This window comes from Kitasatospora sp. NPDC004240, from assembly GCF_053603215.1.
This window is the reverse complement of the sequence record NZ_JBSGFD010000084.1, coordinates 1-24,462: the sequence shown is the minus strand read 5'-3', so window position 1 is coordinate 24,462 and position 24,462 is coordinate 1. Positions and strand designations below refer to the sequence as shown.

Here is a 24,462-nt window from a genome sequence, read left to right as displayed (position 1 = left end):
GTCGGAGGTGCGGGAAGGTGGCGCACGGTTCAACGCGGACGGCCGCCCCCGGATTCCGGGAGCGGCCGTGCCGTCGGTGAACGGTCTCAGGCGGCCTGCCGCTCCTTGGCGGCGAAGTTCGCGGCGACCGCCCGGATCTCGCAGAAGTACGCCGCCGGGTCCTCGCCGTAGCGCCAGGGCAGCGCCTCGACGTACCCGTCGACCAGCGTGAACTGCTCCATCGCGGCGGCCGGCCGGTCGGTGACCGTGTAGCACCAGGCGAGCAGGTGACGGATCTCGGCGGCGTACGGGTGGCCGGCCGGGGCCGCGTCCGCCGCGCGGCGGGCGGCGTCCACCGCGGCGCTCGCGTACGGGGTGGACCAGTAGGCGCCGGCGTCGTCGCCGTCGGGCTCGTGCTCGAACAGCGCGACCAGCCGCAGCCCGGCCAGCGGGCTGTCCTCGGGGGCGGCGGTGGCGGCGCGGTCGGCGAAGGCGTTGGCCAGTTCCTCGGAGCCGTGCCACTTGGCGCACCAGTACTGCACGGCGGCGTAGTGCGCCGGGTAGCTGTGCGGGGCCGCCGCGGTGAGCCCGGCCCAGACCCGCTCGAACTCCTCGGCCGGGTAGTTCAGGCCGAGCGCGACCCACAGCTCGGTGGTCCACGGCAGCGGGTCCGCGGGGGTCGCCGCCTGTGCCTCGGCGCAGGCCTCCCGGGCCTGGCCGAGCACCCGGTGGAAGGCCTCGGCGCGCTCCTCGCTGGTGTCCTCGGCGGAGGCCGCGCCGCGCAGGTTCCAGGCGAGCTTGACCAGCGCGGCGGCGTGGACGGCCGCGGCGTCCGGGTCACCGGGACGGCCGGCGCGCCAGGCCTCCAGCCACTCGTCGTCCTCGGCGGCGACGTCGGCCAGCTCCTCGGCGATCCGGTGGCGCCGCTCCTGGTCGTCGCCGGCGGCGGCGAGCAGTTCGGCGCAGGCCTGCCAGTCACCGGACCGGGCGGTGGCCCGGGCGGTGTCCAGCTCCGGGGCGGGGCAGGCCCGCCGGGTGTCCTGGCGGTCCTGGGGCCGCAGGCCGTACTCGGTGACGACGCGCCCGTGCCAGGCCTCGATCTCGGCCTCCTTGCGGGCGACGTAGCGGTTGAGGACCCAGGTGACGAGCTTGAGCACGCCGACCAGGGCGACGGAGACGAGGATGACGATGACGGGGGCTGGCATGGCGGAACCTTGAGGATGTGAGGGTGGCGCGGGACCGGTCAGGGACCGGCGGGGGCGGGGACGGCCGCCGTGGACGGGGCCGCGGGGACGGGCGGGGCCGTCGACGGGGTCAGCAGGGCGCGCAGCGGGGCGGGGTCGGGCTCGGCCGCGTCGAGCGCGTCGAGGGCCCGCGCCAGCGCCTCGTCGTCGCCCTCGGCCCGGTGCAGCCCGGCCGGCCCGCTCCAGGAGAGCGACCAGCGGGCGGCGCCGGTGTCGGCGAGGGTGGTCAGGGCCAGTGCCAGCAGGGGCCCGTGCAGCGCGGCGCGGGCGAACTCGCGGGCCGCCCGTCCGGTGGCGGCCCGGGCCTCCTCGCCGAGCGGCATCGCCGCGGCCAGTTCCCGGAGACGGCCGGACTCGATCGCGCTCAGCGCGCCGTCCAGGGTGGCCGGCAGGCCGAGGCCGGTCAGGGCGGTGCGCAGCGGTTCGGCGTCGGCGCGGGTACGGGCCGTCATCGAGCGGTGCGCCAGCTCGGGCCAGTCGACCCGCTCCAGCCCGGCGGCCTCAGGCACCGTCGAGACGCGCTCCAGCTCGGTGAACACCTGATCGGCGTCGCGCAGCAGGCCGAGCGCCGGGGCGGTGGCGCCGGGGCCCCGGCCGTCGTCCGGCAGCGCCTCCACCGCGGCGATCCGCAGCCGGATCGGCGGGTGCGAGTCGTACGGGTCGGCCCCGTCCGCGTCGCCGTCCGGGGGCAGGGCGGCGAGCTCCCGGCGGCGCTCGGGGTCGGCCAGCAGACGGGCGAGGCCGCCGTGGACCTGACCGGGCGGGGGCAGCAGCCCGGCGTCCAGGCCGGGGGCCAGGTAGGCGTCGAGGTACAGCTCCCGGGCGGCGTCGAGCAGCGGCAGCCCGCGCAGCGCGGCGGCGGTGGCGTCGCGGCCGGCCACCCGGGCGGCGACCAGGTCGGCGGCGTACTCCTGGCGGCGGGAGGCCGACTCGGAGACCCGGAAGTACAGCTCGGCGTACCAGGTGAACAGCTTGGCCAGGGCCCGGTCGACGCCGTCCAGGGCCTCCTTGCGGGCGGGCCCGCGCCCCTTGGCCAGCCGCTTCGCCGCCTCGGCGGCCAGCTTGGCCTCCAAGGCGGCGCGGCGGCGGTCGGCCCGCTCGTGCAGGTCCGCGACGGCGTTCCGCAGGGCGGTGCGGCCGGCCACGGTGACGGCGCCCAGCCGCAGGTCGTGGTTCGCGAAGTGGCCGAACTCGTGCGCCAGCACGGCCTCCAGCTCGCCCTCGGTGAGCCCGATCAGCAGCGGGGTGCCGAGCTCCAGGTGGCGCTCGCCCGGCAGCAGCCCGAGCAGCCGGGTGTCCTCCCGGACGGCCGCGTCGACGTCGGGGACCAGCCGGACCGTGGCCGGGCCGCGGACGCCGGAGCGCTCGGCGACCCGGTCGACGGCCGCCCAGAGCGCGGGCTGATCGGCGCGGGTGACCTCCAGGCCGGGCAGGTCGTGGTGCTCGGTGCGGCGCCGGGTCAGGAAGACCACCCGCACCACGGGGTAGGCGATCAGGGAGGTGCAGAGCCAGATCTTGAACAGCGAGGGCCGCAGCCCGTCGGAGGCCCGGTACAGCGCGACGTCGACGGCGAGCAGGCCCAGCACGATGCCGAGCGCGAGCAGGTGGAAACCGGCGAGCAGGGCCACGGCGGTCAGCGCCCGCAGCGAGGTGGCCCTCCCGGAGGAGTACGGGGCGCCGGTGGTGCGAGGGCCGGGGACGAGGGGGGAGGCGGCGGACGGGGACGCGCCCATGGGGGTTCTCCTGGCGGGGCCGCGGGGGTACGGCCCGGTGGGGCGGATGTGCGGTGGTGCGGGTGAGGGGCAGGGGGAGATCGTAGCCGCCGGTGCCGGGCGCCCCGCACGGGTGGTTCCCGCCGCGGGCCGGGGCCGGTTTCGGCCGTAGGACGGCTTCGCCGGGGCACGTCGGCATTCGCCCACTACCCTCGGTGCTATGACCGAGCACCAGCTTCCCCAGGGCTTCGAGACCCTCGCCATCCACGCGGGTCAGGAAGCAGACCCCCAGACCGGGGCCGTCGTCACGCCGATCTACCAGGTGTCCACCTACAAGCAGGACGGGGTGGGTGGCCTGCGGGGCGGCTACGAGTACAGCCGCAGCGCCAACCCGACCCGTACCGCGCTGGAGGAGTGCCTCGCCGCGCTGGAGGGCGGCGCCCGCGGCCTCGCCTTCGCCTCCGGCCTCGCCGCCGAGGACACCCTGCTGCGCACGATCCTCAAGCCGGGCGACCACATCGTCATCCCCAACGACGCCTACGGCGGCACCTTCCGGCTCTTCGCCAAGGTGCTGACCCGCTGGGGCGTCGAGTTCTCGGTGGCCAACACCCAGGACCTGTCGACCGTCCGCGAGGCGCTGCGCCCCAACACCCGCGCGGTGTGGGTGGAGACCCCGTCCAACCCGCTGCTGGGCATCACCGACCTGACCGCGCTCGCCGAGATCGCGCACGGCGCCGGCGCGCTGCTGGTGGTCGACAACACCTTCGCCAGCCCGTACCTGCAGCAGCCGATCGCGCTCGGCGCGGACGCCGTGGTGCACTCGACCACCAAGTACATGGGCGGCCACTCCGACGTCGTCGGCGGCGCGCTGGTGCTGGCCGACGCGGGCCTGGGCGAGGAGGTGGCGTACCACCAGAACGCGATGGGCGCGGTCTCCGGCCCGTTCGACGCCTGGCTGGTGCTGCGCGGCATCAAGACCCTGGGCGTGCGGATGGACCGGCACAGCTCCAACGCCGAGAAGGTCGCCGAGCTGCTGGCCGGCCACCCGAAGGTCAGCCAGGTGCTCTACCCGGGCCTGCCCGAGCACCCCGGCCACGACATCGCCGCCAAGCAGATGAAGGCCTTCGGCGGCATGGTCTCCTTCCGCGTCCGGGGCGGCGAGGAGGCGGCGGTCGAGGTCTGCAACCGCGCGCGGCTGTTCACCCTCGGCGAGTCGCTGGGCGGCGTCGAGTCGCTGATCGAGCACCCGGGCCGGATGACCCACGCCTCGGTGGCCGGTTCGGCCCTGGAGGTGCCGGCCGACCTGGTCCGCGTCTCGGTCGGCATCGAGTCGATCGACGACCTGCTCGCCGACCTCCAGCAGGCGCTCGGCTGAGACCCGTACGGCCCCTCAGCCGTCTCCTCAGCCGTCCAGCCGGCCCGCCGCGAAGGACTCCATCGAGTCGTTGAAGCGGGCGAGCAGGGCGCAGAACGCCCGCTGCTCCTCGGGCGGCCAGCCCGCCACCAGCCGCCGGGCCAACTCGGCCCGGCCGGCCCGGACCTCGGCCAGCCGGCCGGCTCCTAGGGCGGTCAGCGCCAGCCGTACCGCGCGCCGGTCGGCCGGGTCCTGGACCCGGCCGACCAGGCCGTCCGCGACCAGCGGGGCGACCTGCCGGGTCACCGTGGAGGAGTCCACCGCCAGCGCCTCGGCGAGCGCCTTGACGTTGGCGGGCCCGTGCCGTTCCAGACGGTCGAGCAGGAGGTAGGCCGCGCGGTCCAGCGCGCCCACGCCCCCGCCGGAGCTGCGGACCTGCTCCATCCGGCGGGCGAACACCGCGAGATGGTACTGGAGTTGGGTGTGCACGGGGTCGGTTCGGTCGGTGGCCTGGGGCGAGGTCGTCGTCATCGCGGCTCACGATCGTCGTGCGGTGAGAGAGGCTCAGGAGCAGCAGAGTACGCGCGCAGGGCCGGGCCGGGAACCGTGCCGACGTCCCCGATCGGACACCGCCACCGCCGTAGGCTGGCGCTATGCAGAGCTGGCCGATCACCATCGACGACGTCCGAGGCGCCCACAAGATGCTCGCCGGGGTCGCCCGGGTGACCCCGATGGAGGGCAGCCGGCACCTCTCCGCGCTGATCGGCTCGGCCGTCCACCTGAAGTGCGAGAACCTCCAGCGCACCGGCTCCTTCAAGCTGCGCGGGGCGTACGTGCGGATCGCGGGACTCTCGCCGGTGCAGCGGGCCGGTGGGGTGGTGGCGGCCAGCGCCGGCAACCACGCCCAGGGCGTGGCGCTCGCGGCCTCCCTGCTCGGGGTGCGCTCGACGGTCTTCATGCCGCTCGGCGCGCCGCTGCCCAAGGTCGCCGCGACCCGCGAGTACGGCGCCGAGGTCCGGCTGCACGGCGCCACGGTGGACGAGGCGCTGCAGGCCGCGCAGCGCTACTCGGACGCCACCGGCGCGGTGTTCATCCACCCCTTCGACCACTGGGACGTGGTCACCGGCCAGGCCACGGTGGGCCTGGAGATCCTGGAGCAGTGCCCAGAGGTGCGCACGATCCTGGTCGGGGTGGGCGGCGGCGGGCTGCTGGCCGGGATCGCCGCGGCGGTCAAGCCGCTGCGCCCGGACGTGCGGGTGATCGGCGTGCAGGCGGCCGGCGCGGCCGCGTACCCGCCCTCGCTGGCCGCCGGGCGTCCGGTCTCCCTGGAGCACTTCGCCACCATGGCGGACGGGATCATGGTCGGCCGGCCCGGGGACATTCCCTTCGAGGTGGTCAACACGCTGGCGGACGGCATCCGCACGGTCTCCGAGGACTCGCTCTCCCGGGCCCTGCTGCTGAGCCTGGAGCGGCTGAAGCTGGTGGTCGAGCCGGCCGGGGCCAGCCCGATCGCGGCGCTGCTGGAGCACCCGGAGGACTTCGAGGGCCCGGTGGTGGCGGTGCTGTCGGGCGGCAACATCGACCCGCAGCTGATGCAGCGGGTGCTGCGGCACGGCCTGGCGGCGGCGGGCCGCTACCTGTCGCTGCGGGTGCGGCTGGCGGACAAGCCGGGGTCGCTGGCGGACCTGCTCGGGGTGCTGACCCGGGTCGACGCCAACGTGCTGGACGTGGCGCACGTGCGGATCGACCCGCGGCTGGGCCTGGCCGAGGTCGAGGTGGACCTGCACCTGGAGACCAAGGGGCCGGAGCACTGCGCCCTGGTGGTGGGCGAGTTGCGCGACGCGGGGTACGTGGTCCCGCAGTAGCCGCGGGGGGCGGCTCCCCCGGCGCGCGGGGGCGGAAAACCGGGTGACGTTGTCAGTGGCGTCTGGGAGAGTGGCGCAGCTGTGTTCCTTGACGCGATATATCGCGTGCTGCCAAACTCGCGATACATCGCGTTACGCGCCCGGGGGGACCGGGTGTGCCCGGAAACGAGTCGCCCGCCTGTCCGCCCCTGGGGCAGAGTGGGACAGATCACCCGAAATCCTCCGAGGAGATGAGGCAGGCCATGGCGCCAGCCATCCAAGCCGAGAACCTGGTGAAGACCTTCGGTGACGTCCGAGCCCTCGACGGCGTCAGCCTGGACGTGCCCGAGGGCACCGTGCTCGGCCTGCTCGGCCCCAACGGGGCCGGCAAGACCACCACCGTCCGCGTGCTCACCACCCTGCTCCGGCCCGACTCCGGCCACGCGGTGGTGGCCGGGGTCGACGTGCTCAAGCACCCCAACCGGGTCCGCAGCCTGATCGGGCTCTCCGGCCAGTACGCGGCCGTCGACGAGTACCTCACCGGTTTCGAGAACCTTCAGATGGTGGGCGAGCTCTACCAGATGAGCGCCCGCGACGCGAAGGCCCGCGCGCTGGAACTGCTGGAGTGGTTCAACCTCACCGAGGCCAAGGACCGCACCGCCAAGACCTACTCGGGCGGCATGCGCCGGCGTCTGGACCTCGCCGCCGCGCTGGTCGTCCGGCCGCCGGTGATGTTCCTGGACGAGCCGACCACCGGCCTCGACCCGCGCAACCGGCTCGCCCTCTGGGAGGTCATCGAGACCCTGGTCGAGCAGGGCACCACGCTGCTGCTCACCACCCAGTACCTGGAGGAGGCCGACCGCCTCGCCCACGACATCGCGGTGGTCGACCACGGCAAGGTGATCGCCCGCGGCACCGCCGACCAGCTCAAGGCCCAGATCGGCGGCGAGCGGATCGAGGTCGTGGTGCACCGGCCCGAGCTGGTCGCCGAGGCGGTCGCCGCGCTGGCGTCGTACGCCAAGGGCGAGACCGCGGTGGAGAAGAACACCCGGAAGATCACCGTGCCGGTCAGCGGCGGCGCGCGGGTGCTCGCCGACGTGATCCGCGAGCTGGACACCCGCTCGATCGAGATCGACGACATCGGCCTGCGCCGCCCCACCCTGGACGACGTCTTCCTCTCCCTCACCGGCCACGTCACCGAGGCCGAGGACGAGGAGAACGGCGCCGGCGGCAAGGGCCGCGGGCACGGCGGGCACGGCGGCCGTTCCGACGGCCGGGACACCGACAAGCAGGCCGTCACGGCCGGGAAGGAGCTGTGAGATGACCACCGCCACCGAGCACGCCATCGGCGCGGCCGTCCCGGCCCAGCGCCACGGGGTGGCCGCCACCCTGCACGACTCCTGGGTGGTCGCCAGGCGCAACCTGCGCCGGATGACCCGGATCCCGGAGATCGTGGTCTTCGGCCTGATGCAGCCCGTCATGTTCGTGCTGCTGTTCTCGTTCGTCATGGGCGGGGCCATCCAGATCCCCGGCACCACGGCCAGCTCCGACGCGTACACCCAGTTCCTGATGGCGGGCATCTTCGCCCAGACCGTCACCTTCGCGGTGGCCGGCGCCTCGGCCGGCATCGCGGAGGACATGACCAAGGGCCTGGTCGACCGCTTCCGCTCGCTGCCGATGGCCCGCTCGGCGGTGCTGGTCGGCCGCACCCTGGCGGACCTCTGCCAGACCGCCTTCACCCTGCTGGTGCTGGCGATGGTGGCGCTGCTGGTCGGCTGGCGGATCCACGAGGGTGTGCTCAAGGCGCTCGGCGCGTTCGCGCTGCTGCTCCTGCTCGGCTACGCCTTCTCCTGGATCGGCGCGCTGATCGGCCTGTCGGTGCGCAGCCCGGAGGCGGCCACCTCGGCCGGTCTGATCTGGCTGTTCCCGCTGACCTTCATCTCCAACGCCTTCGTGCCGATCAGCAGCATGCCGGGCTGGCTGCAGCCGATCGCCTACTGGAACCCGTTCAGCGCGACCGTGCAGGCCTGCCGGGACCTGTTCGGCAACCAGGTCGGCCCGGTGGACGACGCCTGGCCGATGCAGCACGCGACGCTGGTGTCGGTGGTGTGGTCGGTGGTGATCACCGCGGTGTTCTCCTGGCTGTCGGTGCGCAAGTACCGCTCGGCCGCCGGCTGACGACCCGCCCCGGTGAAGCGCCGGGACAGCCGCGAGGGCGGCCGCGGAGGTGGACTCCGCGGCCGCCCTCGGCGGTGTCAGGGGGTGGTCAGCCGGTGTACGGCTTCACCTCGATGATCTTGACGGAGGCCTGCTTGCCGTTCGGCAGCTCGTAGCGGGCCTCGTCGCCGATGGTCTTGCCGTCGATGGCGCGGCCCAGCGGGGACTGCGGGGAGTAGATGTCCAGGTCGTCGTCGCCGGCCACCTCTCGGGAACCCAGCAGGAACCGCATGGTGTCGTCCTCGTCGCCGTCGAAGGCGACCGTGACGACCATGCCCGGGGCGACCACGCCCGAGTCCGCGGGGGCCTCGCCGACCTTGGCGCGCTCCAGGAGCTGGGTCAGCTGGCGGATGCGCAGCTCGTACTTGCCCTGCTCCTCCTTGGCCGCGTGGTAACCCGCGTTCTCCTTGAGGTCGCCCTCCTCGCGCGCCGCCTCGATCTTCTGGGCGATCTCGATGCGCCACGGACCGGTCAGGTGGTCCAGCTCGGCCTTGAGCTGGTCGTAGCCGGACTGAGTGAGCCAGGTCACGTGTTCGCTGGTCTGGGTCACAGGTGCTCCTCGTAGGTGCTGGGCTGTGCTGAGGGATTTGAGGTCGTCAGCAGGGTGGCGGTGGGGATATCGGTCGTAACTACAAAGCAACGCCCGCTCCCGTACCATCCGGTGCGGAAGGGGCGAAACCACGAGCCTAACAACTCCCACCGACAAGCGGGAGAGCCGTTGACGCGCCGCTGACGACAGCGTTGCGCCGAGATGTACAGAACGGGTGGTGCGGACTCCCTGGACGGATTCCCGCTCTCCTGATCGAATATGCGCCCGGACGGGTGACCGGCGCCGGCGAATACCGGGCCCGGCCACGTCGCGGGCCATGTCTCGGGCCACCCGGGGCCGCTCCGCGGGCCCCTTCCCGGGCCGCTTCGCGGGTTACTTCGCGGGGGTGCAGCCCAGCAGCTGGGCGGTGGTGCCCCGGGCGGTGGTCCGCAGGCTCACCACGGCGTCGTAACTGTCGCCCGCCGCCGGGACGGGGAAGTCGGCCACCCCGACCACCGCGCCGTTCTCCGACTGCGAGCGGACGGTGCAGGAGCCCGCCGTGCCCTCGCTCTTGCTGACCGCCAGGTGGAGCTGCATCTCGGAGTCCGAGACGGCCTGGAACGTCTGCACGGCGCCGTTCATGGTGGTCTCGCGGATCAGGTAGGAGCTGCCGATCCAGGCCAGCAGGCCCAGCCCGACCACGCCGACCACCACGCCGACCGACTTCAGCCGGCGGTCGGCCGCGCGGTCGTCACGCCGGCCGTAGCGGCCCTCGGGCGGACGCGGGGTGCTGGTGGCCTCGCTCATCGTGGCTCAGTCCTCTCCTGGGAGGGCCGCGGGGTCGTGCGCGGGAATGGAAGGCGCCTCCGTTCCGTCACTATAGGAGGGGCACGCCCGCGGCCGGTCCGGCGGGGGCGGGGCCGGGCCGCGGTGGCAGCACGCCCCGCGGCGGGTCCCGTGACGGTGCGGCCCATGTCCGCGCGCCCGGGTGAAGGGCGGCGCGGCGTTTGCGGAAGGCCCGGATCATCTGTGGAAGGAAGCAAGGCGTTGACTGAGCAGCTGCGACTGATGGCGGTGCACGCCCACCCGGACGACGAGTCCAGCAAGGGCGCGGCCACCATGGCCATGTACGTCGAGAAGGGCGTGGACGTACTCGTGGCCACCTGCACCGGCGGGGAGCGCGGGTCGGTCCTGAACCCCAAGCTCCAGGGGGACCCGTACGTCGAGGAGAACATCCACGAGGTCCGGCGCAAGGAGATGGACGCCGCCCGCGAGATCCTCGGCGTCAAGCAGGCCTGGCTGGGCTTCGTCGACTCCGGTCTGCCCGAGGGCGACCCGCTGCCGCCGCTGCCGGAGGGCTGTTTCGCCCTCCAGGACGTGAAGGAGGCGGCGGAGCCGCTGGTGCGGCTGATCCGCGAGTTCAAGCCGCAGGTCATCACGACCTACGACGAGAACGGCGGCTACCCGCACCCCGACCACATCATGACCCACAAGATCACCATGGTCGCCTTCGAGGCCGCCGGCGACCCGTCCGCCTACCCGGACGCCGGTGAGCCCTGGCAGCCGCTGAAGCTGTACTACAACCACGGCTTCCCGATGGGCCGCATCCGCGCGCTGCACGCGTACCTCACCGACAACGGCCACGAGTCGCCGTACGGCGAGTGGATCGAGGGCTGGGAGAAGAGCGGCCGCAAGGAGCGCGAGATCACCACCCGGGTGCGCTGCGACGACTGGTTCGAGACCCGTGACCGCGCGCTGATCGCCCACGCCACCCAGATCGACCCGGACGGCCCGTGGTTCCGGGTGCCGCTGGAGGTCCAGCGCGAGGTCTGGCCGACCGAGGACTACGAGCTCTCCCGCTCCCTCGTCGACACCGACCTGCCCGAGGACGACCTGTTCGCGGGCGTGCGTGTCGCCACCCTCGCCGGCGACACGCGCGACTGACCCACCCCCGGTGGCCCGGCCCGGCGTGGGCCGGGCCACCATGGAGGAATGAGCACCCCCGTGAACCTCACCAACCTCGCCGCAGAAACCCTCGACCAGGCCAAGGTCACCCCCGGCCTGCTGGGCTTCGTCGTCTTCGCCGCCCTCGGCGTGGCCACCTGGTTCCTGGCCAGGTCGATGAACAAGCAGTTCAAGCGCGTCAACTTCACCGAGGAGCCCGAAGCCCCGAACGAGTGAACCGGGGCCGGCCGGCAGACAGGAGCCGTCGTGCGGAACGAGGATCAGGGCAGTCGAGCAGGAGGCCGTCGGATGAGCGTCGCCTTTGACCACGAGGGTCCGTGGACCGTCGAGGACGTACTCGCGCTGGACGAGAGCAATCACCGGTACGAGCTCCTGGACGGAACGCTGATGATGTCCCCCGCGCCCGCCGTGAACCACCAGCGGGCCTCACGGCGCCTCGCCAACCTGTTGGACACCGCCGCGATCGCCGCCGGTGCCGGGGTCGAGGTGCTGGAGGCGGTCAACGTCCGCGTCCCGTTCGGCCTGTTCGTGCCGGACCTGGTGGTGGTCGACGCCGAGGCCACCGCCGACGACCCGGTCGCCGTGGACTGCGAGGCGGTGCGGCTGGTCGTGGAGATCGTCTCGCCCGGCAACCGGCGCATGGACCGCGGCATCAAGCCCGGCCTCTACGCCGAGGCCGCGATCCCGCACTTCTGGCGGGTCGAGCTCGCCCCCGCGCCGCACGTGGTGGCCTTCGAGCTGGTGGAGGGCCGCTACAAGGAGACCGCGACCTTCCCGGCCGGGGCCGAGGCCGTGTTCGACGCGCCGTTCGAGGTGCGGTTCGACCCGCGGGCGCTCACCCGGCGGTAGGGGGCTGCCGGGGGCGGGGGGATGCGCGAGGATGGGGGGCATGCCGAACCGTCTCGCCGACGCGACCTCGCCGTACCTGCAGCAGCACGCCGACAACCCGGTGGACTGGTGGCCCTGGGGGCCGGACGCCTTCGAGGAGGCCCGCCGGCGAGGGGTGCCGGTGCTGCTGTCCGTCGGGTACGCGGCCTGCCACTGGTGCCATGTGATGGCGCACGAGTCCTTCGAGGACGAGGCGCTCGCCGGGTACGCCAACGAGCGGTTCGTGGCGGTGAAGGTGGACCGCGAGGAGCGGCCGGACGTCGACGCCGTCTACATGGAGGCCGTCCAGGCGGCCACCGGGCAGGGCGGCTGGCCGATGACGGTCTTCCTCACCCCCGACAAGGACCCCTTCTACTTCGGCACCTACTTCCCGCCCGAGCCCCGGCACGGCATGCCCTCCTTCCAGCAGGTCCTGGAGGGCGTGGACGCCGCCTGGCGCGACCGCCGCGAGGAGGTCGGCGAGGTCGCCGCCCGGATCCGCGCCGACCTGTCCGAGCGGGCCTCGGTGTACGCGGTCGGCAGCGGGGTGCACCGGCCGCCCGGCGAGCCGGAGCTGCACCAGGCCGTGATCGCGCTCTCCCGTGACTTCGACCAGCGGCGCGGGGGCTTCGGCGGCGCCCCCAAGTTCCCGCCGGCGATGGCGATCGAGTTCCTGCTGCGCCACCACGTGCGCACCGGTTCCGAGGCGGCCCTGGAGATGGCGGCCCGCACCGCCGGGGCGATGGCCCGCGGCGGCATCCACGACCAGCTCGGCGGCGGCTTCGCCCGTTACGCGGTGGACGCCACGTGGACGGTCCCGCACTTCGAGAAGATGTTGTACGACAACGCCCTGCTGCTGCGCGCCTACCTGCACCTGTGGCGGGCCACCGGCGACGGGTACGCCCGCCGGGTGGCGCTCTCCACCGCCGACTTCCTGCTGCGCGAACTGCGCACCCCCGAGGGCGGGTTCGCCTCCGCGCTGGACGCAGACAGCCTCGACCCGGCGACCGGACGGACGGTCGAGGGCGCCTACTACGCCTGGACGCCCGCCCAGTTGGCCGAGGTGCTCGGCGAGGAGGACGCCGCGCTCGCCGCGGAGCTGTTCGAGGTGACCGCGGAGGGCACCTTCGAGCACGGCTCCTCGGTGCTCCAGCTGCTCGCCGACCCCGAGGACCCGGCGGCCCACGAGCGCCTGCGGGCCCGGCTGTTCGAGGCCCGCGCCGGACGGCCCGCGCCCGCCCGGGACGACAAGGTGGTCGCCGCCTGGAACGGCCTCGCCATCGCCGCGCTCGCCGAGACCGGTGCCCTGCTGGACCGTCCCGACCTGGTCGAGGCCGCCGAGCGCGCCGCCGACCTGCTGCTCTCCGTCCACCTCACGCCCGAGGGCCGGCTGCTGCGCACCTCCCGGGACGGCCGCGCCGGCGAGAACGCGGGCGTGCTGGAGGACTACGCCGACACCGCCGAGGGCTTCCTCGCGCTGTACGCCGTCACCGGCGAGGCCGAGTGGCTTGACCTGGCCGGCGCCCTGCTCGACACCGTCCTCAAGCACTTCGCGGACGAGGACTCCGGCGCGCTGTACGACACCGCCGACGACGCCGAGGAGCTGATCCGCCGCCCGCAGGACCCGACCGACAACGCCACCCCCTCCGGCTGGACGGCCGCCGCGGGCGCCCTGCTGGGCTACGCCGCGTACACCGGCTCGGCGCGCCACCGCACCGCCGCCGAGAAGGCGCTGGGCATCGTCGGGGCGCTCGCCACCCGGGTGCCGCGGTTCATCGGCTGGGGACTGGCCGCCGCCGAGGCGCTGGTGGACGGGCCGCGCGAGGTCGCCGTGGTCGGCCCGGCCGGCCACCCGGCGACCGTCGAGCTGCACCGCGCCGCGCTGCTGGGCACCGCGCCCGGCGCGGTGGTCGCGGTCGGGGCGCCGGGGAGCGACGAGGTCCCGCTGCTGGCGGACCGCCCGCTGGTCGGCGGGGCGCCCGCCGCGTACGTCTGCCGGCACTTCGCCTGCGACACCCCGGTCACCGACCCGGCCGTGCTGGCCGAGCGGCTGGGGGTCCGTGTCGAGCGGTAGGCGCGGGCGGTCCACCGGTGGCGCGCCGGGTGGGAGGGGTGGGTGGCGGGTCTCCGCCGCCCACCCCTCGCCGTTTTCCGCGTTTCCCGGCGCCGGTTCGTCACGGTCCGTAGTGTGTCCTGGAAGTGCGCGTTCCGCACGGGGAATTGACGCAACGTTGATCTGCCGTTCGCCGCCCGAGGGGCCTTCCGGGTGACTGTCGGTAGATACCATGTGGCAATCGGTCAGTGCTGACCGTAGCGGTCGAGAGCGGAGATGGGGTGGCGCGGCAGGAGCCGACCACGGGCCCGGCGCGGAGGGGAGACGAGATGGCCGACGACGGGTCGGGCGGTGCCCAGGTCTGGGGCACGGCGGTGGTGATGGGGTCCGCGCTGGCGGTGGTCGCGGCCTACCTGGTCAACGGCGCCGCCCTGGTGCTGACGGTCGCGGGGGTGGAGACCCTGCTGCTCATGGTGTACGTGGCGCGGCGGTGGCGGGCGCTGCGGACGCCGTCCGTCCCGCGCGGCCACCGGACGGTGGCCGGCTCGCCCGACGCCTCGCACTGCGAGCGCTGCCGCCGGGCCCGCGAGGCCCTGGACGGGCGGGCGGCCGGGAAGGGCGCCGGGGCGGTCCGGGCCGCCTGGACCGGGCTGGGCGCGCGGCCGCGGTCGCGGGCTCTGGACGGCGAACGGGCGGACGGCCCTCCCGGGAAGGGCCGCGCGCCCGCCCGTCAGGGGCTGCCGGGTTCAGCCGGTGACGCTGTACGCCACCAGTGAGACCCCTACGTACTGCACGATGAAGGCCCCGAGGGTGAAGGCGTGGAACACCTCGTGGAAGCCGAACCAACGCGGTGAGGGGTCGGGCCGCTTGAGCCCGTACACCACGCCACCGAGGCTGTAGAGCACCCCGCCGACGATCATCAGCACCAGGACGGCGACGCCTCCGGTGCGCAGGAAGTCCGGCAGGAAGAAGGCGGCGGCCCAGCCCAGCGCGATGTACACCGGGGTGTACAGCCAGCGCGGCGCGCCGACCCAGAACACCCGGAACGCGATGCCGGCCAGCGCGCCGCCCCAGACCGCCCAGAGCAGCAGCTGCCGGGCGGCGCCCTCCAGCAGCAGCATGGTGAACGGCGTGTAGGTGCCGGCGATGATCAGGAAGATGTTCGCGTGGTCGAGGCGGCGCAGGACGGCGTCGCCTCGCGGCCCCCAGTCGAAGCGGTGGTAGACCGCGCTGACCCCGAACAGCAGCCAGGCGCTGACCGAGTAGATGGCGCAGGCGATCTTGGCGGACGTGGAGTCGGCCAGGCAGATCAGGACGATCCCGGCGGCGACGCTGGCCGGGAACATCCCGGCGTGCAGCCAGCCGCGCCACTTCGGCTTCCGCACCGCGACCGTGGCGATGCTCTCCGTGCTCCCCAGGAGCTCAGCAGTCATGGGCAGCATGCTACCGACTACTTACGCTGGCGTAGGTTACCGCGAGGTAGGAAGTGGCGATGGTCACTGTTGGACGTTTTGGAGTGTTCGGGAGGTGTGTTGACGCGGTCCGGGCGGGACGTGATTGCCTGGTTACCTGTAAGTAACCAGACATGAAGTAGTAAAGGATGCGTCAATTTCGCCGTCGCGCCGTATTCGGACCGCAAGCCCGGAGCTACGCTGCAAGCACCCTCAACCCCCGCTACGCCGCCTCCCCGCCGAGATGGCGTGAAACGGAGCGATCGTGTCGAACGAGAACCTCGCTCTCAGCGCATCCGCGCCCACCCGCCACAAGCGTCTGCTGGCCTGGGTGAGCGAGATCGCGGAGCTCACCCAGCCCGAGCGCATCGAGTGGTGCGACGGTTCCGACGAGGAGTTCCAGCGCCTCGCGGACCTGCTGGTGGCCCAGGGCACCTTCCGCAAGCTCGACGAGGACAAGCGCCCCAACTCCTACTACGCCGCCTCGGACCCCACGGACGTGGCGCGCGTCGAGGACCGCACCTACATCTGCTCCGAGCAGGAGCAGGACGCCGGCCCGACCAACAACTGGAAGGCCCCCGCCGAGATGCGGGAGGTCTTCCAGGGCGAGAACGGCCTGTTCCGCGGATCGATGAAGGGCCGCACGATGTACGTCGTGCCCTTCTCGATGGGCCCGGTCGGCTCCCCGCTGGCCGCGTACGGCGTCGAGATCACCGACTCCGCCTACGTCGCCGTCTCGATGCGCGTGATGACCCGCATGGGCCGCGCGGTGATCGACCAGCTCGGCGAGGACGGCGAGTTCGTCAAGGCCGTGCACACCGTCGGCGCCCCGCTCGCTGAGGGCCAGGCGGACGTGCCGTGGCCGTGCAACAGCACCAAGTACATCTCGCACTTCCCGGAGACCCGCGAGATCTGGTCCTTCGGCTCCGGCTACGGCGGCAACGCCCTGCTGGGCAAGAAGTGCTACGCGCTGCGCATCGCCTCGACGATGGCCCGCGACGAGGGCTGGCTGGCCGAGCACATGCTCGTCCTCAAGCTCACCCCGCCGAGCGGCGAGGCCAAGTACATCGCGGCCGCGTTCCCGTCCGCCTGCGGCAAGACCAACCTCGCCATGCTCCAGCCCACCATCCCGGGCTGGAAGGTCGAGACGATCGGCGACGACATCGCCTGGATGCGCTTCGGCGCCGACGGCCGCCTGTACGCCATCAACCCCGAGGCCGGCTTCTTCGGCGTCGCCCCCGGCACCGGCGTGGAGACCAACGCCAACGCCATCGACACCCTCTGGGGCAACACGGTCTTCACCAACGTCGCCCTCACCGACGACGGCGACGTGTGGTGGGAGGGCCTCACCGAGGAGCCCCCGGCCCACCTCACCGACTGGCGCGGCAACGACTGGACGCCGGAGTCCGGCACCCCCGCCGCCCACCCCAACGCGCGGTTCGCCGTCCCGGCCGCGCAGTGCCCGACCATCGCCCCCGAGTGGGAGGACCAGGCCGGCGTCCCGATCTCGGCCATCCTCTTCGGCGGCCGCCGGGCCACCGCCGTCCCGCTGGTGACCGAGTCCTTCGACTGGCAGCACGGCGTCTTCCTGGGTGCCAACATCGCCTCCGAGAAGACCGCCGCCCAGGAGGGCACCGTCGGCGAGCTGCGCCGCGACCCGTTCGCGATGCTGCCGTTCTGCGGCTACAACATGGGCGACTACTTCGCCCACTGGCTGAAGATCGGCCGCGAGGCCGACGCGGACAAGCTGCCGAAGATCTTCTACGTCAACTGGTTCCGCAAGAACGGCGCGGGCGAGTTCATCTGGCCGGGCTTCGGCGAGAACAGCCGCGTCCTCAAGTGGATCGTCGAGCGCCTGGAGGGCACCGGCGAGGGCGTCGAGACCGCGATCGGCGTGCTGCCGAAGGTCGAGGGCTTCGACCTCGACGGGCTGGACATCGCGCAGTCCGACCTCGACCTGCTGTTCTCGGTGGACGCCGACATCTGGCGCCAGGAGGCCGCGCTGGTGCCGGCCCACCTGGAGCTGTTCGGCGAGCACACCCCCACCGAGCTGTGGGACGAGTACCGCGCCCTGGTGAAGCGTCTCGGCTGATCCCGGCGACCGGCTGATCCGCCGGTCGTCATGACCTGACCGACGGCCGGAGCCCCGGCCGGACGACCCCTCACCCCGACTGAGCCGGGGGAGATCGTCCGGACCCGGACTCCGGCCGTCGGCGTTCACCGGCCGGCCGCGGCCGGGCGGATCAGAGCAGCTTGATGCCCGGAACGGTCCAGTACTTGTTCCAGCCGGTGCCGTCGCGCCACTGGCGGACCGGCGCGCCGTTGTCGGTGCGGTAGTCGGCGACCTCCAGGTAGCCGTGGGAGTGGGCGTTGATGAAGCCGAGCTCCCGCGGGCCCTTCGGGACGTTCCAGTTGCTGCCGTTCGCCCAGACCTGGTTGAGGCCGCCGTGGCAGTCCCACTGGCTGGCCGGGGTGCCGTCCGCGGTGCTCCAGCCGCCGATCTCCAGGCACTTGCCGGAGTGCTTGTTGACCAGCATCTCGCCGGCGTAGTAGTTGACCTGGCGGAACTCCCAGATCTGGTTGGCCCCGCCGGTGCAGTCCCACTGGCGGACCGGCGCGCCGTTGTCGGTGCGCCAGTCGGCGACCTCCAGGCACTTGCCGCTGTTGGAGTTGATCAGACGGTCGGCCTTGGGGAGCTGGTAGCCGATGGCCCCGGCCGGGGTGGCGGGCAGCACCGCGAGGAGGAGGGCCGCCGTGCCGACGGCGACCGCGCCGGCACGGGGGAGAAGAAGACGGGCCATGGTGGATCCGATCCCTTGCGCGCGTACGGGAGCAGGGGTGGAACACCGGGCCACAGCGCACCGGTGTCCAGGCCGGCCCCGGGCCGCGGCCCGTCCCCCCTACGGCCCTGACCGCGGGTCAGGGCCGCCGACTCAAGGGCGCATCGTACACAGCCGCCCGGACCGGACGGTGGCTCAGGTCAGCTTGATCGCGGTGACCCAGCGCTTGTTGGCGTTCCAGTTCGGGTACGGCGTCGCGGACCACTGGCGGACCGGCGCGCCGTTGTCGGTGCGCCAGTCGGCGACCTCCAGAACCTTGGCGGAGTTGCCGTTCTGGATGTGCAGGTCCTTGCTGCCGCCGATGTCGCCGGAGTAGTTCCAGTGCTGGTTGCGGCCGCCGTGGCAGTCCCACTGGCGGGCCGCGGCACCGTCCCAGATGCTCCAGTCGGCGATCTCCAGGCACTTGCCGGAGTGGCGGTTGACCAGCAGGAAGCCGCCGTCGTGCGGGCGCAGGTCCCACAGCTGGCTGGCACCGCCGGTGCAGTCCCACTGGCGGGCCGCGGCGCCGTTGGCGGTGCTCCAGTCGCCGATCTCCAGGCACTTGCCGCTGTTGAGGTTCACGAGGGTGCTGGTCCTGGGCGGGACGAAGCCGCCCGCAGCGGCCGGGGTGGCCGGCAGCGCGGCCAGGATCGCCACGGCGGCGCCGGCGACGGCGGCGGCGCGGGCAGGGCGGAGCGGTCTGCGGATGGTCATGGGACCCGTTCCTTGCGCGAGAGCGTGGGGGCAAGGGGGACGGATCCGGCGGCCTGGCCCCGGTCCCGCGTCGGCCCGGGCCGGCCCGGTGCCCGGCACCTGGTCAGCCCGTCCCCCTCCGGCCCGGACCCGCGTCCGGCCGCCGACGTCCGCGCATCATACGTGGACCGGGTGACCGGTGATCAGGGCTGGGCGTACCCGCTGAGGAAGTCGCCGATCCGGGTGACCGCGTCGGTGATCTCCTCGGCGCGCGGCAGCGTGACCAGCCGGAAGTGGTCGGGCTCGGGCCAGTTGAAGCCGGTGCCCTGGACCAGCAGGATCCGCTCGGCGCGCAGCAGGTCCAGCACCATCTGCGCGTCGTCCTTGATCTTGTACACCTTGGGGTCGAGCCGCGGGAACGCGTACAGCGCGCCCTTGGGCTTCACACAGCTGACCCCGGGGATCTCGTTGAGCAGCTTGTACGCGGCGTCCCGGGACTCCAGCAGCCGTCCGCCGGGCAGCACCAGGTCCTTGATCGACTGCCGGCCGCCGAGTGCGGCCGCCACCGCGTGCTGGGCCGGCATGTTGGCGCACAGCCGCATCGAGGCGAGCACGGTCAGGCCCTCGATGTAGCTGCGGGCGCGGGTCCGGTCGCCGGAGAGCACCATCCAGCCGGAGCGGAAGCCGGCCACCCGGTAGGACTTGGACATGCCGTTGAAGGTGACGCAGAAGAGGTCCGGGGCCAGGGTGGCCAGCGGTACGTGCTCGGCGTCGTCGTAGAGGATCTTGTCGTAGATCTCGTCCGCGTAGACCACCAGCTTGTGCCGGCGGGCGATCTCGACCAGGCCCTCCAGGACCTCGCGGGGGTAGACCGCGCCGGTCGGGTTGTTCGGGTTGATCACCACCATGGCCCGGGTCCGGTCGGTGATCTTCGCCTCGATGTCGGCCAGGTCCGGGTACCACTCGGACTGCTCGTCGCAGCGGTAGTGCACCGCGGTGCCGCCGGCCAGCGAGACCGAGGCCGTCCACAGCGGGTAGTCCGGGGCCGGGACGAGGACCTCGTCGCCGTCGTCCAGCAGCGCGGTCATGGCGAGCTGGATCAGCTCGGAGACGCCGTTGCCGAGGAAGACGTCCTCGACGGTGAGGCCGTGCAGGCCGCGCTCCTCGTAGTGCATCACCACGGCGCGCCGCGCCGAGAGCAGGCCCTTGGAGTCGCCGTACCCGTGCGCCGTGGAGAGGTTGCGCAGGATGTCCTGGAGGATCTCCGGGGGCGCCTCGAAACCGAACACGGCGGGGTTGCCGGTGTTGAGCTTCAGGATGCGGTGGCCCTGCTCCTCCAGCCGCATCGCCTCGTCGAGCACCGGGCCACGGATGTCGTAGCAGACATTGGCGAGCTTGCTGGACTGGATCACCTGCATGCCTGCCTACTTTACGGGCCGCCGGGGCCGCCCGGCGCGTGTCGTGGGACACGTGCTGACCTGCGCGGACGCCCCTCCTTGGATCGCCAGGCGGCAGCCCCGGAGCGCCTTGGCGAGGTGGGGTCGGCGGGCCCGGATCCCGGCGTAGCCCAGGCGCGGGGCTCACGGGTATAAGTTCGGCCGCGAGAGAACGGACGGAGGGGGAGCCGTGACCTTTGCCGCAGCCGCAACAGCCGGGCCCGTCGCCGCGCCGGCCGCCGCCGTACCCGTCGTCGCGGTGGTCGCCGTCGCCGCGGCCGGGCTGCTGGTCGCGCCGGCCTTGCGCGGTCTGGTGGTGCGCCGGGCCGTACCGCAGGGCGAGCCGCCGCGCACCGCCTGCCCGGAGTGCGCCCGGACGGTCCGCGGGCTGCCGCCGAACGGGCGCTGCCCCGGCTGCCGGGAGCGGCTGGGCCCGGCCCCCGGGGTGGTGGAGGCGCTCACCGTGGCGGTGTTCGCCGCCCTCGCGGCCCGGACGCAGCTCGCGCTCTGGCCGGCCGCGCTGTGGACGGCGGCCCTCGGGGTGGTGCTCGGCCTCACCGACGCCCGGGTGCGCCGGCTGCCGTACCCGCTGACCGCCGCGCTGGCCGCCGGGCTCGCGCCGCTGCTGGCGGTGGCCGCGCTGCTGGACGGCCGGCCGGGTGTGCTGGTGCGCTGCCTGCTGGTGGCGCTGGCCGCCGGGGTGCTGTTCGAACTGCCCGCCTGGTTCGGCCTCATGGGCGGCGGGGACTCCCCGCTGGCCCTGTCGCTCGGCGCGCTGCTCGGGTGGTACGGCTGGGGCGCGGCCCTGTCCGGGCTGTTCGCGGCCTGCCTGCTGGCGGGCCTGTGGGGGAGCGGCCGGGCGCTGGTGGCGCTGGTCCGGCGGGAGCGGGTGCGTGGGCTGGAGCTGCCGGCGGGGCCGTTCCTGCTGCTGGGCGCGCTGGCCGCGGTCCTCGTACAGGCCTGACCGGAGGGGACGCGATAAAGGGGAGAGGCCCGTCGTACCGGGATCGGGTACGACGGGCCTCTCCGTCGGCGCGCAGGCCCCACCCTCAAGGAGCGGCGCGCCGGGGGGATTACGGCATGGAGTGGACGAACGGGCCGACGGTGCCGGAGAAGGCGTTCCCGTTGACGGAGTCCCAGTTGGTGGACCAGGTCATCGCGCCCCGGATGGTCGGCCACTTGGCCGGCGGGACGAAGCTGCCGCAGTTCTTGCCGGTGGCCAGGCAGTCCAGCGCGTTGTTGACCACGCTCGGGGCGACGTAGCCGCCGCCGGCCGCCTTGGTGGAGGCGGGGACGCCGATGCCGACCTGGTCGGGCCGCAGACCGCCCTGGATGTGGGTGCAGACCTGGGCGGTGATGAAGTCGATGGTGCCCTGGTTGTAGACCTTGCCGTCGCAGCCGTTCATGCCGCCCGAGTTGTAGAACTGGGTGTTGACGACGGTCAGGATGTCCTTGGTGTTCAGCGCCAGCTGGAAGTAGGAGCCGGCGGTGGAGTACATCCCGATGGTCTCCGGGGCCATGGTCAGGATGAAGCTCGGGCCGATCTTGGCCTGCAGGGCGTGCAGCGCGTTGCCCAGGTGGGTCGGGTTGAGGCCGTTCTCCAGGTCGACGTCCAGGCCGTCGAAGCCGTAGTCCTTGATCACGGCGTAGGCGGTCTCGACGAAGGTGTTCGCCGCGGCCGCGTCGTTCACCTGGATGGCGCCGTTCTGGCCGCCGATGGAGATGATGACCTTCTTGCCGGCCGCCTGCTTGGCCTTCACGTCGGCGCGGAACTGCGCGTCGGTGTAGCCGCCGAGGCCCGAGGAGAGCTCCGGGTCCAGGTGGAAGCTGATGGCGCCGGGGCGATTGGCGACCGCGTCCGCGAAGGAGACCGCGATGATGTCGTACGCGCTCTGGACGTCGCTCAGCTTCTGGAGGTTGTTGCCCTTGTTGTCGAAGTTGTGCCAGTAGCCGGTGACCACGTGCTTGGGCAGGCTCGTGTTCGGGTTGCCGGTGCTGGTGGCCGTGGGGGTCGGCGTGGCGGTCTGGGTGGGCGTGGCCGTCTGGGTCGGCGTCGCGGTGGCGGTCGGGGAGGCCGTCTGGGTGGGCGTGGCGGTGGCGGTGGCGGTCGGGGTGGGGGTGACCGTCGCGGTGGGGGTCGGCGAGGCGGTGCCGGCCGGGCCGGTCAGCGTGATGTCGTCCGCGTTGTAGGCGCCCTGGCCGTACCAGCCGTGCACGTACAGCGTGATGCTGTTGGTGTTGGCGCCGGTGGTGAAGGTGGTGGAGAGCTGGTTCCAGCTGCTCTGGGCGGACCACGCGCTCGGGTCGGTGCCGCCGGTGCCCCGCGCACCCAGGTAGACGTACGGGCCCTGCACCCAACCGCTCAGCGTGTAGCTGGTGTTGGGCAGCACGCTGACGGTCTGCACGCACTCGGCGGTGTCGCCGGCACCCGGGGCGGCCTGCAGGGCACCGGTGCCGGAGTGGGCCGGGGAGGTGACGGCGCTCGCGGCGCCGGAGCAGCTCCAGTTGCCGAGGCCGCTCTCGAAGCCGCCGTTGACGACCAGGTTGCCCACCGCGGCGTTGGCGCCGCCGGCGAAGAGGGCGAGACCGCTGCCGGCCAGGGCGAGCGCGGTGGCGCCGGCCGCGAGGGCCGGGAGGGTGCTGCGCCGGCGCCGGTGCGCGGGCTGGTTCAGCGTACGGGCCATGGGTGTGACGCTCCTGGGAGGAGGGGCGGCCGCCGCGGTGGGGGGCGCGGCGGCCGCGTGTGGGGGAGGGGAGGTCCGCAGTACTGCCTTCGGGCGGCTTCGGCGTTCGCTGGTGCTTGTTCCGCCCTGGGTCAAAAGCTGGACTAGACCACTAGGGGTCGTCAAGCATTGAACCGTCGCTTTACGGAAGGCTTAAGGCAGCCGAGACCGTTCCGTATCCGGCCCGCACCGGCCCCGGGCGCGCGCCCAGGGCATATGCCCCGACACCTTCCGGCCATCCGGCCGACACCCGCCGGGACAGACCTCGTACAGGTTCGTGACCTGACCGTGGCCTGCGGCTTTACCGAGGGACAGCCACCCGGAGTAGGCTGCGCCGGGGGCTTGTGACGCACACCGGGGAAGAGTACGGAGGGGCCGAAAACCATGGGTCTGCGCGATGTCGTCGAACGTACGCCGGGGCTGCGCACCCTGCTGGACGGTATGTACGGCCTGTACGGCCGCCGGGTCGAGGTGCACCTCGCCCGCACTCCGAACCACATCGGCGTGATCCTCGACGGCAACCGCCGTTGGGCGAAGGCGACCGGCGGCTCGACCGCCTACGGGCACCAGCGCGGTGCGGACAAGATCTCCGAGTTCCTCGGCTGGTGCGACGAGACCCACGTCAAGGTCGTCACCCTGTGGATGCTCTCCACCGACAACCTCTCCCGGCCGGCCGAGGAGCTGGTGCCGCTGCTGGGCATCATCGAGGACGCCGTCACCGGCCTCGCCGCCGCCCGCCGGTGGCGGGTCCACCCGGTCGGCGCGCTCGACCTGCTGCCGCAGCACACCGCCGACGTGCTCAAGCGGGCCGCCGACGAGACCGCCGGGATCGACGGCATCACCGTCAACGTCGCCGTCGGCTACGGCGGCCGGCACGAGATCGCGGACGCCGTCCGCTCGCTGCTCCAGGAGCACGCCGGCCGCGGCACCTCGATCGAGGAGCTGGCCGAGATCCTGGACGTCGAGCACATCGCCGAGCACCTGTACACCAAGGGCCAGCCCGACCCCGACCTGGTGATCCGCACCTCCGGCGAGCAGCGGCTCTCCGGCTTCCTGCTCTGGCAGAGCGCGCACAGCGAGTTCTACTTCTGCGAGGCGTACTGGCCGGCCTTCCGGAAGGTCGACTTCCTGCGGGCGCTGCGCGACTACGAGCAGCGGCACCGGCGGATGGGCCTCTGACCCTCCCCACGGACACGCCCCCGGGACGCCTCCGGGGGGCCGTGCGGGGCCGCGCCGTGCGGCACGGTCTCCAGTAGAGCTGGCCTACCCCGCCCCGGCGAGGGGGCAAACGTTCACCGGCAATGATCCGTCAGTTCGTCCGGAGCGCGAATGCACCGCCCCTCGCCTGGGAATACTCCGTAGCGACCGGCCCCGAGGCCACCGGGGCAGCGGGGGCCGGCTTGCCGCGGATGACGCAGGGTCATCCGCTCTGGAGGCCTAGTGGTCAGTTCCAAGAGCCGCCGGACACCAGACCGGCGCACGTACGTTCTCGACACCAGCGTGCTCCTGGCCGACCCGCTCGCCATGACGCGCTTCGAGGAGCACGAGGTCGTCCTGCCGGTGGTGGTGGTCACCG

Annotated in this window: 23 protein-coding genes; 13 read left to right on the top strand and 10 right to left on the bottom strand. The window is 73.1% G+C overall.

Annotated elements, in window-relative coordinates; genetic code table 11:
* Positions 1 to 86: 86 nt before the first annotated feature.
* Together ACWEQL_RS22830 and ACWEQL_RS22825 are read right to left on the bottom strand one after the other, a co-directional pair.
* Positions 87 to 1,184, bottom strand: a complete 1,098-nt coding sequence (locus ACWEQL_RS22830) for a hypothetical protein (protein ID WP_452152138.1) — start codon at positions 1,182 to 1,184, stop codon at positions 87 to 89.
* A 38-nt stretch (positions 1,185 to 1,222) separates the two neighbouring features.
* Complete coding sequence (locus tag ACWEQL_RS22825; RefSeq protein ID WP_452152137.1) at positions 1,223 to 2,956, bottom strand: M48 family metalloprotease; 1,734 nt, start codon at positions 2,954 to 2,956, stop codon at positions 1,223 to 1,225.
* Positions 2,957 to 3,155: 199 nt separating this feature from the next.
* Here ACWEQL_RS22825 and ACWEQL_RS22820 point away from each other — a divergent pair, with 199 nt between their 5' ends.
* Positions 3,156 to 4,310, top strand: coding sequence for a cystathionine gamma-synthase (locus tag ACWEQL_RS22820; RefSeq protein ID WP_452152136.1), 1,155 nt, complete (start codon positions 3,156 to 3,158; stop codon positions 4,308 to 4,310).
* A 27-nt stretch (positions 4,311 to 4,337) separates the two neighbouring features.
* Here the strand turns inward: ACWEQL_RS22820 and ACWEQL_RS22815 are convergent, their stop codons facing one another.
* Positions 4,338 to 4,820, bottom strand: a complete 483-nt coding sequence (locus tag ACWEQL_RS22815) for a MarR family winged helix-turn-helix transcriptional regulator (RefSeq protein ID WP_452152135.1) — start codon at positions 4,818 to 4,820, stop codon at positions 4,338 to 4,340.
* A 122-nt stretch (positions 4,821 to 4,942) separates the two neighbouring features.
* Between ACWEQL_RS22815 and ilvA the strand changes: the two genes are divergently transcribed.
* From ilvA to ACWEQL_RS22800, 3 genes are all read left to right on the top strand, one after another.
* Complete coding sequence (ilvA, locus tag ACWEQL_RS22810; protein WP_452152134.1) at positions 4,943 to 6,154, top strand: threonine ammonia-lyase; 1,212 nt, start codon at positions 4,943 to 4,945, stop codon at positions 6,152 to 6,154.
* Positions 6,155 to 6,396: 242 nt separating this feature from the next.
* On the top strand, positions 6,397 to 7,452 hold the full coding sequence (locus ACWEQL_RS22805) for an ATP-binding cassette domain-containing protein (RefSeq protein ID WP_452152133.1): 1,056 nt from the start codon (positions 6,397 to 6,399) through the stop codon (positions 7,450 to 7,452).
* Between the two features lies 1 nt (position 7,453).
* Positions 7,454 to 8,311, top strand: a complete 858-nt coding sequence (locus ACWEQL_RS22800; RefSeq protein WP_452152132.1) for an ABC transporter permease — start codon at positions 7,454 to 7,456, stop codon at positions 8,309 to 8,311.
* Positions 8,312 to 8,399: 88 nt separating this feature from the next.
* Here ACWEQL_RS22800 and greA read toward each other — a convergent pair whose 3' ends face one another.
* A complete protein-coding gene (greA, locus tag ACWEQL_RS22795) occupies positions 8,400 to 8,900 on the bottom strand; it encodes a transcription elongation factor GreA (protein WP_452152131.1) in 501 nt (166 codons plus the stop codon).
* Positions 8,901 to 9,272: 372 nt separating this feature from the next.
* Complete coding sequence (locus ACWEQL_RS22790; protein WP_452152130.1) at positions 9,273 to 9,686, bottom strand: DUF4307 domain-containing protein; 414 nt, start codon at positions 9,684 to 9,686, stop codon at positions 9,273 to 9,275.
* A gap of 240 nt (positions 9,687 to 9,926) precedes the next feature.
* On the opposite strand from ACWEQL_RS22790, the gene mca reads away from it, so the two are divergent.
* From mca to ACWEQL_RS22765, 5 genes are all read left to right on the top strand, one after another.
* Positions 9,927 to 10,823, top strand: coding sequence for a mycothiol conjugate amidase Mca (mca, locus tag ACWEQL_RS22785; RefSeq protein WP_452152129.1), 897 nt, complete (start codon positions 9,927 to 9,929; stop codon positions 10,821 to 10,823).
* A gap of 48 nt (positions 10,824 to 10,871) precedes the next feature.
* Positions 10,872 to 11,060 carry a hypothetical protein gene (locus tag ACWEQL_RS22780; protein WP_452152128.1) on the top strand — a complete coding sequence of 63 codons (189 nt, stop codon included), beginning with the start codon at positions 10,872 to 10,874 and terminating at the stop codon, positions 11,058 to 11,060.
* A 72-nt stretch (positions 11,061 to 11,132) separates the two neighbouring features.
* Entirely contained in the window at positions 11,133 to 11,693 is a 561-nt protein-coding gene (locus ACWEQL_RS22775; protein ID WP_452152127.1) for a Uma2 family endonuclease, read from the top strand.
* A 40-nt stretch (positions 11,694 to 11,733) separates the two neighbouring features.
* Entirely contained in the window at positions 11,734 to 13,785 is a 2,052-nt protein-coding gene (locus tag ACWEQL_RS22770) for a thioredoxin domain-containing protein (protein WP_452152126.1), read from the top strand.
* Between the two features lie 308 nt (positions 13,786 to 14,093).
* Positions 14,094 to 14,540 (top strand): hypothetical protein, encoded by a 447-nt coding sequence (locus tag ACWEQL_RS22765; protein ID WP_452152125.1) that lies wholly within the window; start codon positions 14,094 to 14,096, stop codon positions 14,538 to 14,540.
* Here ACWEQL_RS22765 and trhA read toward each other — a convergent pair.
* A complete protein-coding gene (trhA, locus tag ACWEQL_RS22760) occupies positions 14,511 to 15,197 on the bottom strand; it encodes a PAQR family membrane homeostasis protein TrhA (protein ID WP_452152124.1) in 687 nt (228 codons plus the stop codon). The genes ACWEQL_RS22765 and trhA overlap by 30 nt on opposite strands.
* A 283-nt stretch (positions 15,198 to 15,480) precedes the next feature.
* On the opposite strand from trhA, the gene ACWEQL_RS22755 reads away from it, so the two are divergent.
* Positions 15,481 to 17,307: a phosphoenolpyruvate carboxykinase (GTP) gene (locus ACWEQL_RS22755; RefSeq protein WP_452152123.1), complete on the top strand. Its 1,827-nt coding sequence runs from the start codon at positions 15,481 to 15,483 to the stop codon at positions 17,305 to 17,307.
* Positions 17,308 to 17,458: 151 nt separating this feature from the next.
* Here the strand turns inward: ACWEQL_RS22755 and ACWEQL_RS22750 are convergent, their stop codons facing one another.
* The 3 genes from ACWEQL_RS22750 to ACWEQL_RS22740 all read right to left on the bottom strand — a co-directional run bounded on the left by ACWEQL_RS22750 (position 17,459) and on the right by ACWEQL_RS22740 (position 20,145).
* Entirely contained in the window at positions 17,459 to 18,016 is a 558-nt protein-coding gene (locus tag ACWEQL_RS22750; protein ID WP_452152122.1) for an RICIN domain-containing protein, read from the bottom strand.
* A 174-nt stretch (positions 18,017 to 18,190) separates the two neighbouring features.
* Positions 18,191 to 18,748 carry an RICIN domain-containing protein gene (locus ACWEQL_RS22745; protein ID WP_452152121.1) on the bottom strand — a complete coding sequence of 186 codons (558 nt, stop codon included), beginning with the start codon at positions 18,746 to 18,748 and terminating at the stop codon, positions 18,191 to 18,193.
* A 182-nt stretch (positions 18,749 to 18,930) separates the two neighbouring features.
* Positions 18,931 to 20,145 (bottom strand): pyridoxal phosphate-dependent aminotransferase, encoded by a 1,215-nt coding sequence (locus tag ACWEQL_RS22740; protein ID WP_452152120.1) that lies wholly within the window; start codon positions 20,143 to 20,145, stop codon positions 18,931 to 18,933.
* 208 nt (positions 20,146 to 20,353) lie between these two features.
* On the opposite strand from ACWEQL_RS22740, the gene ACWEQL_RS22735 reads away from it, so the two are divergent.
* Entirely contained in the window at positions 20,354 to 21,127 is a 774-nt protein-coding gene (locus tag ACWEQL_RS22735; protein ID WP_452152119.1) for a prepilin peptidase, read from the top strand.
* 109 nt (positions 21,128 to 21,236) lie between these two features.
* Here the strand turns inward: ACWEQL_RS22735 and ACWEQL_RS22730 are convergent, their stop codons facing one another.
* Positions 21,237 to 22,847, bottom strand: a complete 1,611-nt coding sequence (locus tag ACWEQL_RS22730; protein WP_452152118.1) for a chitinase — start codon at positions 22,845 to 22,847, stop codon at positions 21,237 to 21,239.
* Between the two features lie 423 nt (positions 22,848 to 23,270).
* Here ACWEQL_RS22730 and ACWEQL_RS22725 point away from each other — a divergent pair, with 423 nt between their 5' ends.
* On the top strand, positions 23,271 to 24,065 hold the full coding sequence (locus ACWEQL_RS22725) for an isoprenyl transferase (protein ID WP_452152117.1): 795 nt from the start codon (positions 23,271 to 23,273) through the stop codon (positions 24,063 to 24,065).
* 261 nt (positions 24,066 to 24,326) lie between these two features.
* A partial coding sequence (locus tag ACWEQL_RS22720; RefSeq protein ID WP_375923820.1) for a PIN domain-containing protein occupies positions 24,327 to 24,462 on the top strand: 136 nt, incomplete at its 3' end.

Bases quoted from the DNA above. Each gene is read 5' to 3' on its own strand.
- ACWEQL_RS22830 (WP_452152138.1), bottom strand. From the start codon at position 1,184: ATGCCAGCCCCCGTCATCGTCATCCTCGTCTCCGTCGCCCTGGTCGGC.
- ACWEQL_RS22825 (WP_452152137.1), bottom strand. From the start codon at position 2,956: ATGGGCGCGTCCCCGTCCGCCGCCTCCCCCCTCGTCCCCGGCCCTCGC.
- ACWEQL_RS22820 (WP_452152136.1), top strand. From the start codon at position 3,156: ATGACCGAGCACCAGCTTCCCCAGGGCTTCGAGACCCTCGCCATCCAC.
- ACWEQL_RS22815 (WP_452152135.1), bottom strand. From the start codon at position 4,820: ATGACGACGACCTCGCCCCAGGCCACCGACCGAACCGACCCCGTGCAC.
- ilvA (WP_452152134.1), top strand. From the start codon at position 4,943: ATGCAGAGCTGGCCGATCACCATCGACGACGTCCGAGGCGCCCACAAG.
- ACWEQL_RS22805 (WP_452152133.1), top strand. From the start codon at position 6,397: ATGGCGCCAGCCATCCAAGCCGAGAACCTGGTGAAGACCTTCGGTGAC.
- ACWEQL_RS22800 (WP_452152132.1), top strand. From the start codon at position 7,454: ATGACCACCGCCACCGAGCACGCCATCGGCGCGGCCGTCCCGGCCCAG.
- ACWEQL_RS22790 (WP_452152130.1), bottom strand. From the start codon at position 9,686: ATGAGCGAGGCCACCAGCACCCCGCGTCCGCCCGAGGGCCGCTACGGC.
- ACWEQL_RS22780 (WP_452152128.1), top strand. From the start codon at position 10,872: ATGAGCACCCCCGTGAACCTCACCAACCTCGCCGCAGAAACCCTCGAC.
- ACWEQL_RS22775 (WP_452152127.1), top strand. From the start codon at position 11,133: ATGAGCGTCGCCTTTGACCACGAGGGTCCGTGGACCGTCGAGGACGTA.
- ACWEQL_RS22770 (WP_452152126.1), top strand. From the start codon at position 11,734: ATGCCGAACCGTCTCGCCGACGCGACCTCGCCGTACCTGCAGCAGCAC.
- ACWEQL_RS22765 (WP_452152125.1), top strand. From the start codon at position 14,094: ATGGCCGACGACGGGTCGGGCGGTGCCCAGGTCTGGGGCACGGCGGTG.
- trhA (WP_452152124.1), bottom strand. From the start codon at position 15,197: ATGACTGCTGAGCTCCTGGGGAGCACGGAGAGCATCGCCACGGTCGCG.
- ACWEQL_RS22750 (WP_452152122.1), bottom strand. From the start codon at position 18,016: ATGGCCCGTCTTCTTCTCCCCCGTGCCGGCGCGGTCGCCGTCGGCACG.
- ACWEQL_RS22745 (WP_452152121.1), bottom strand. From the start codon at position 18,748: ATGACCATCCGCAGACCGCTCCGCCCTGCCCGCGCCGCCGCCGTCGCC.
- ACWEQL_RS22740 (WP_452152120.1), bottom strand. From the start codon at position 20,145: ATGCAGGTGATCCAGTCCAGCAAGCTCGCCAATGTCTGCTACGACATC.
- ACWEQL_RS22730 (WP_452152118.1), bottom strand. From the start codon at position 22,847: ATGGCCCGTACGCTGAACCAGCCCGCGCACCGGCGCCGGCGCAGCACC.
- ACWEQL_RS22725 (WP_452152117.1), top strand. From the start codon at position 23,271: ATGGGTCTGCGCGATGTCGTCGAACGTACGCCGGGGCTGCGCACCCTG.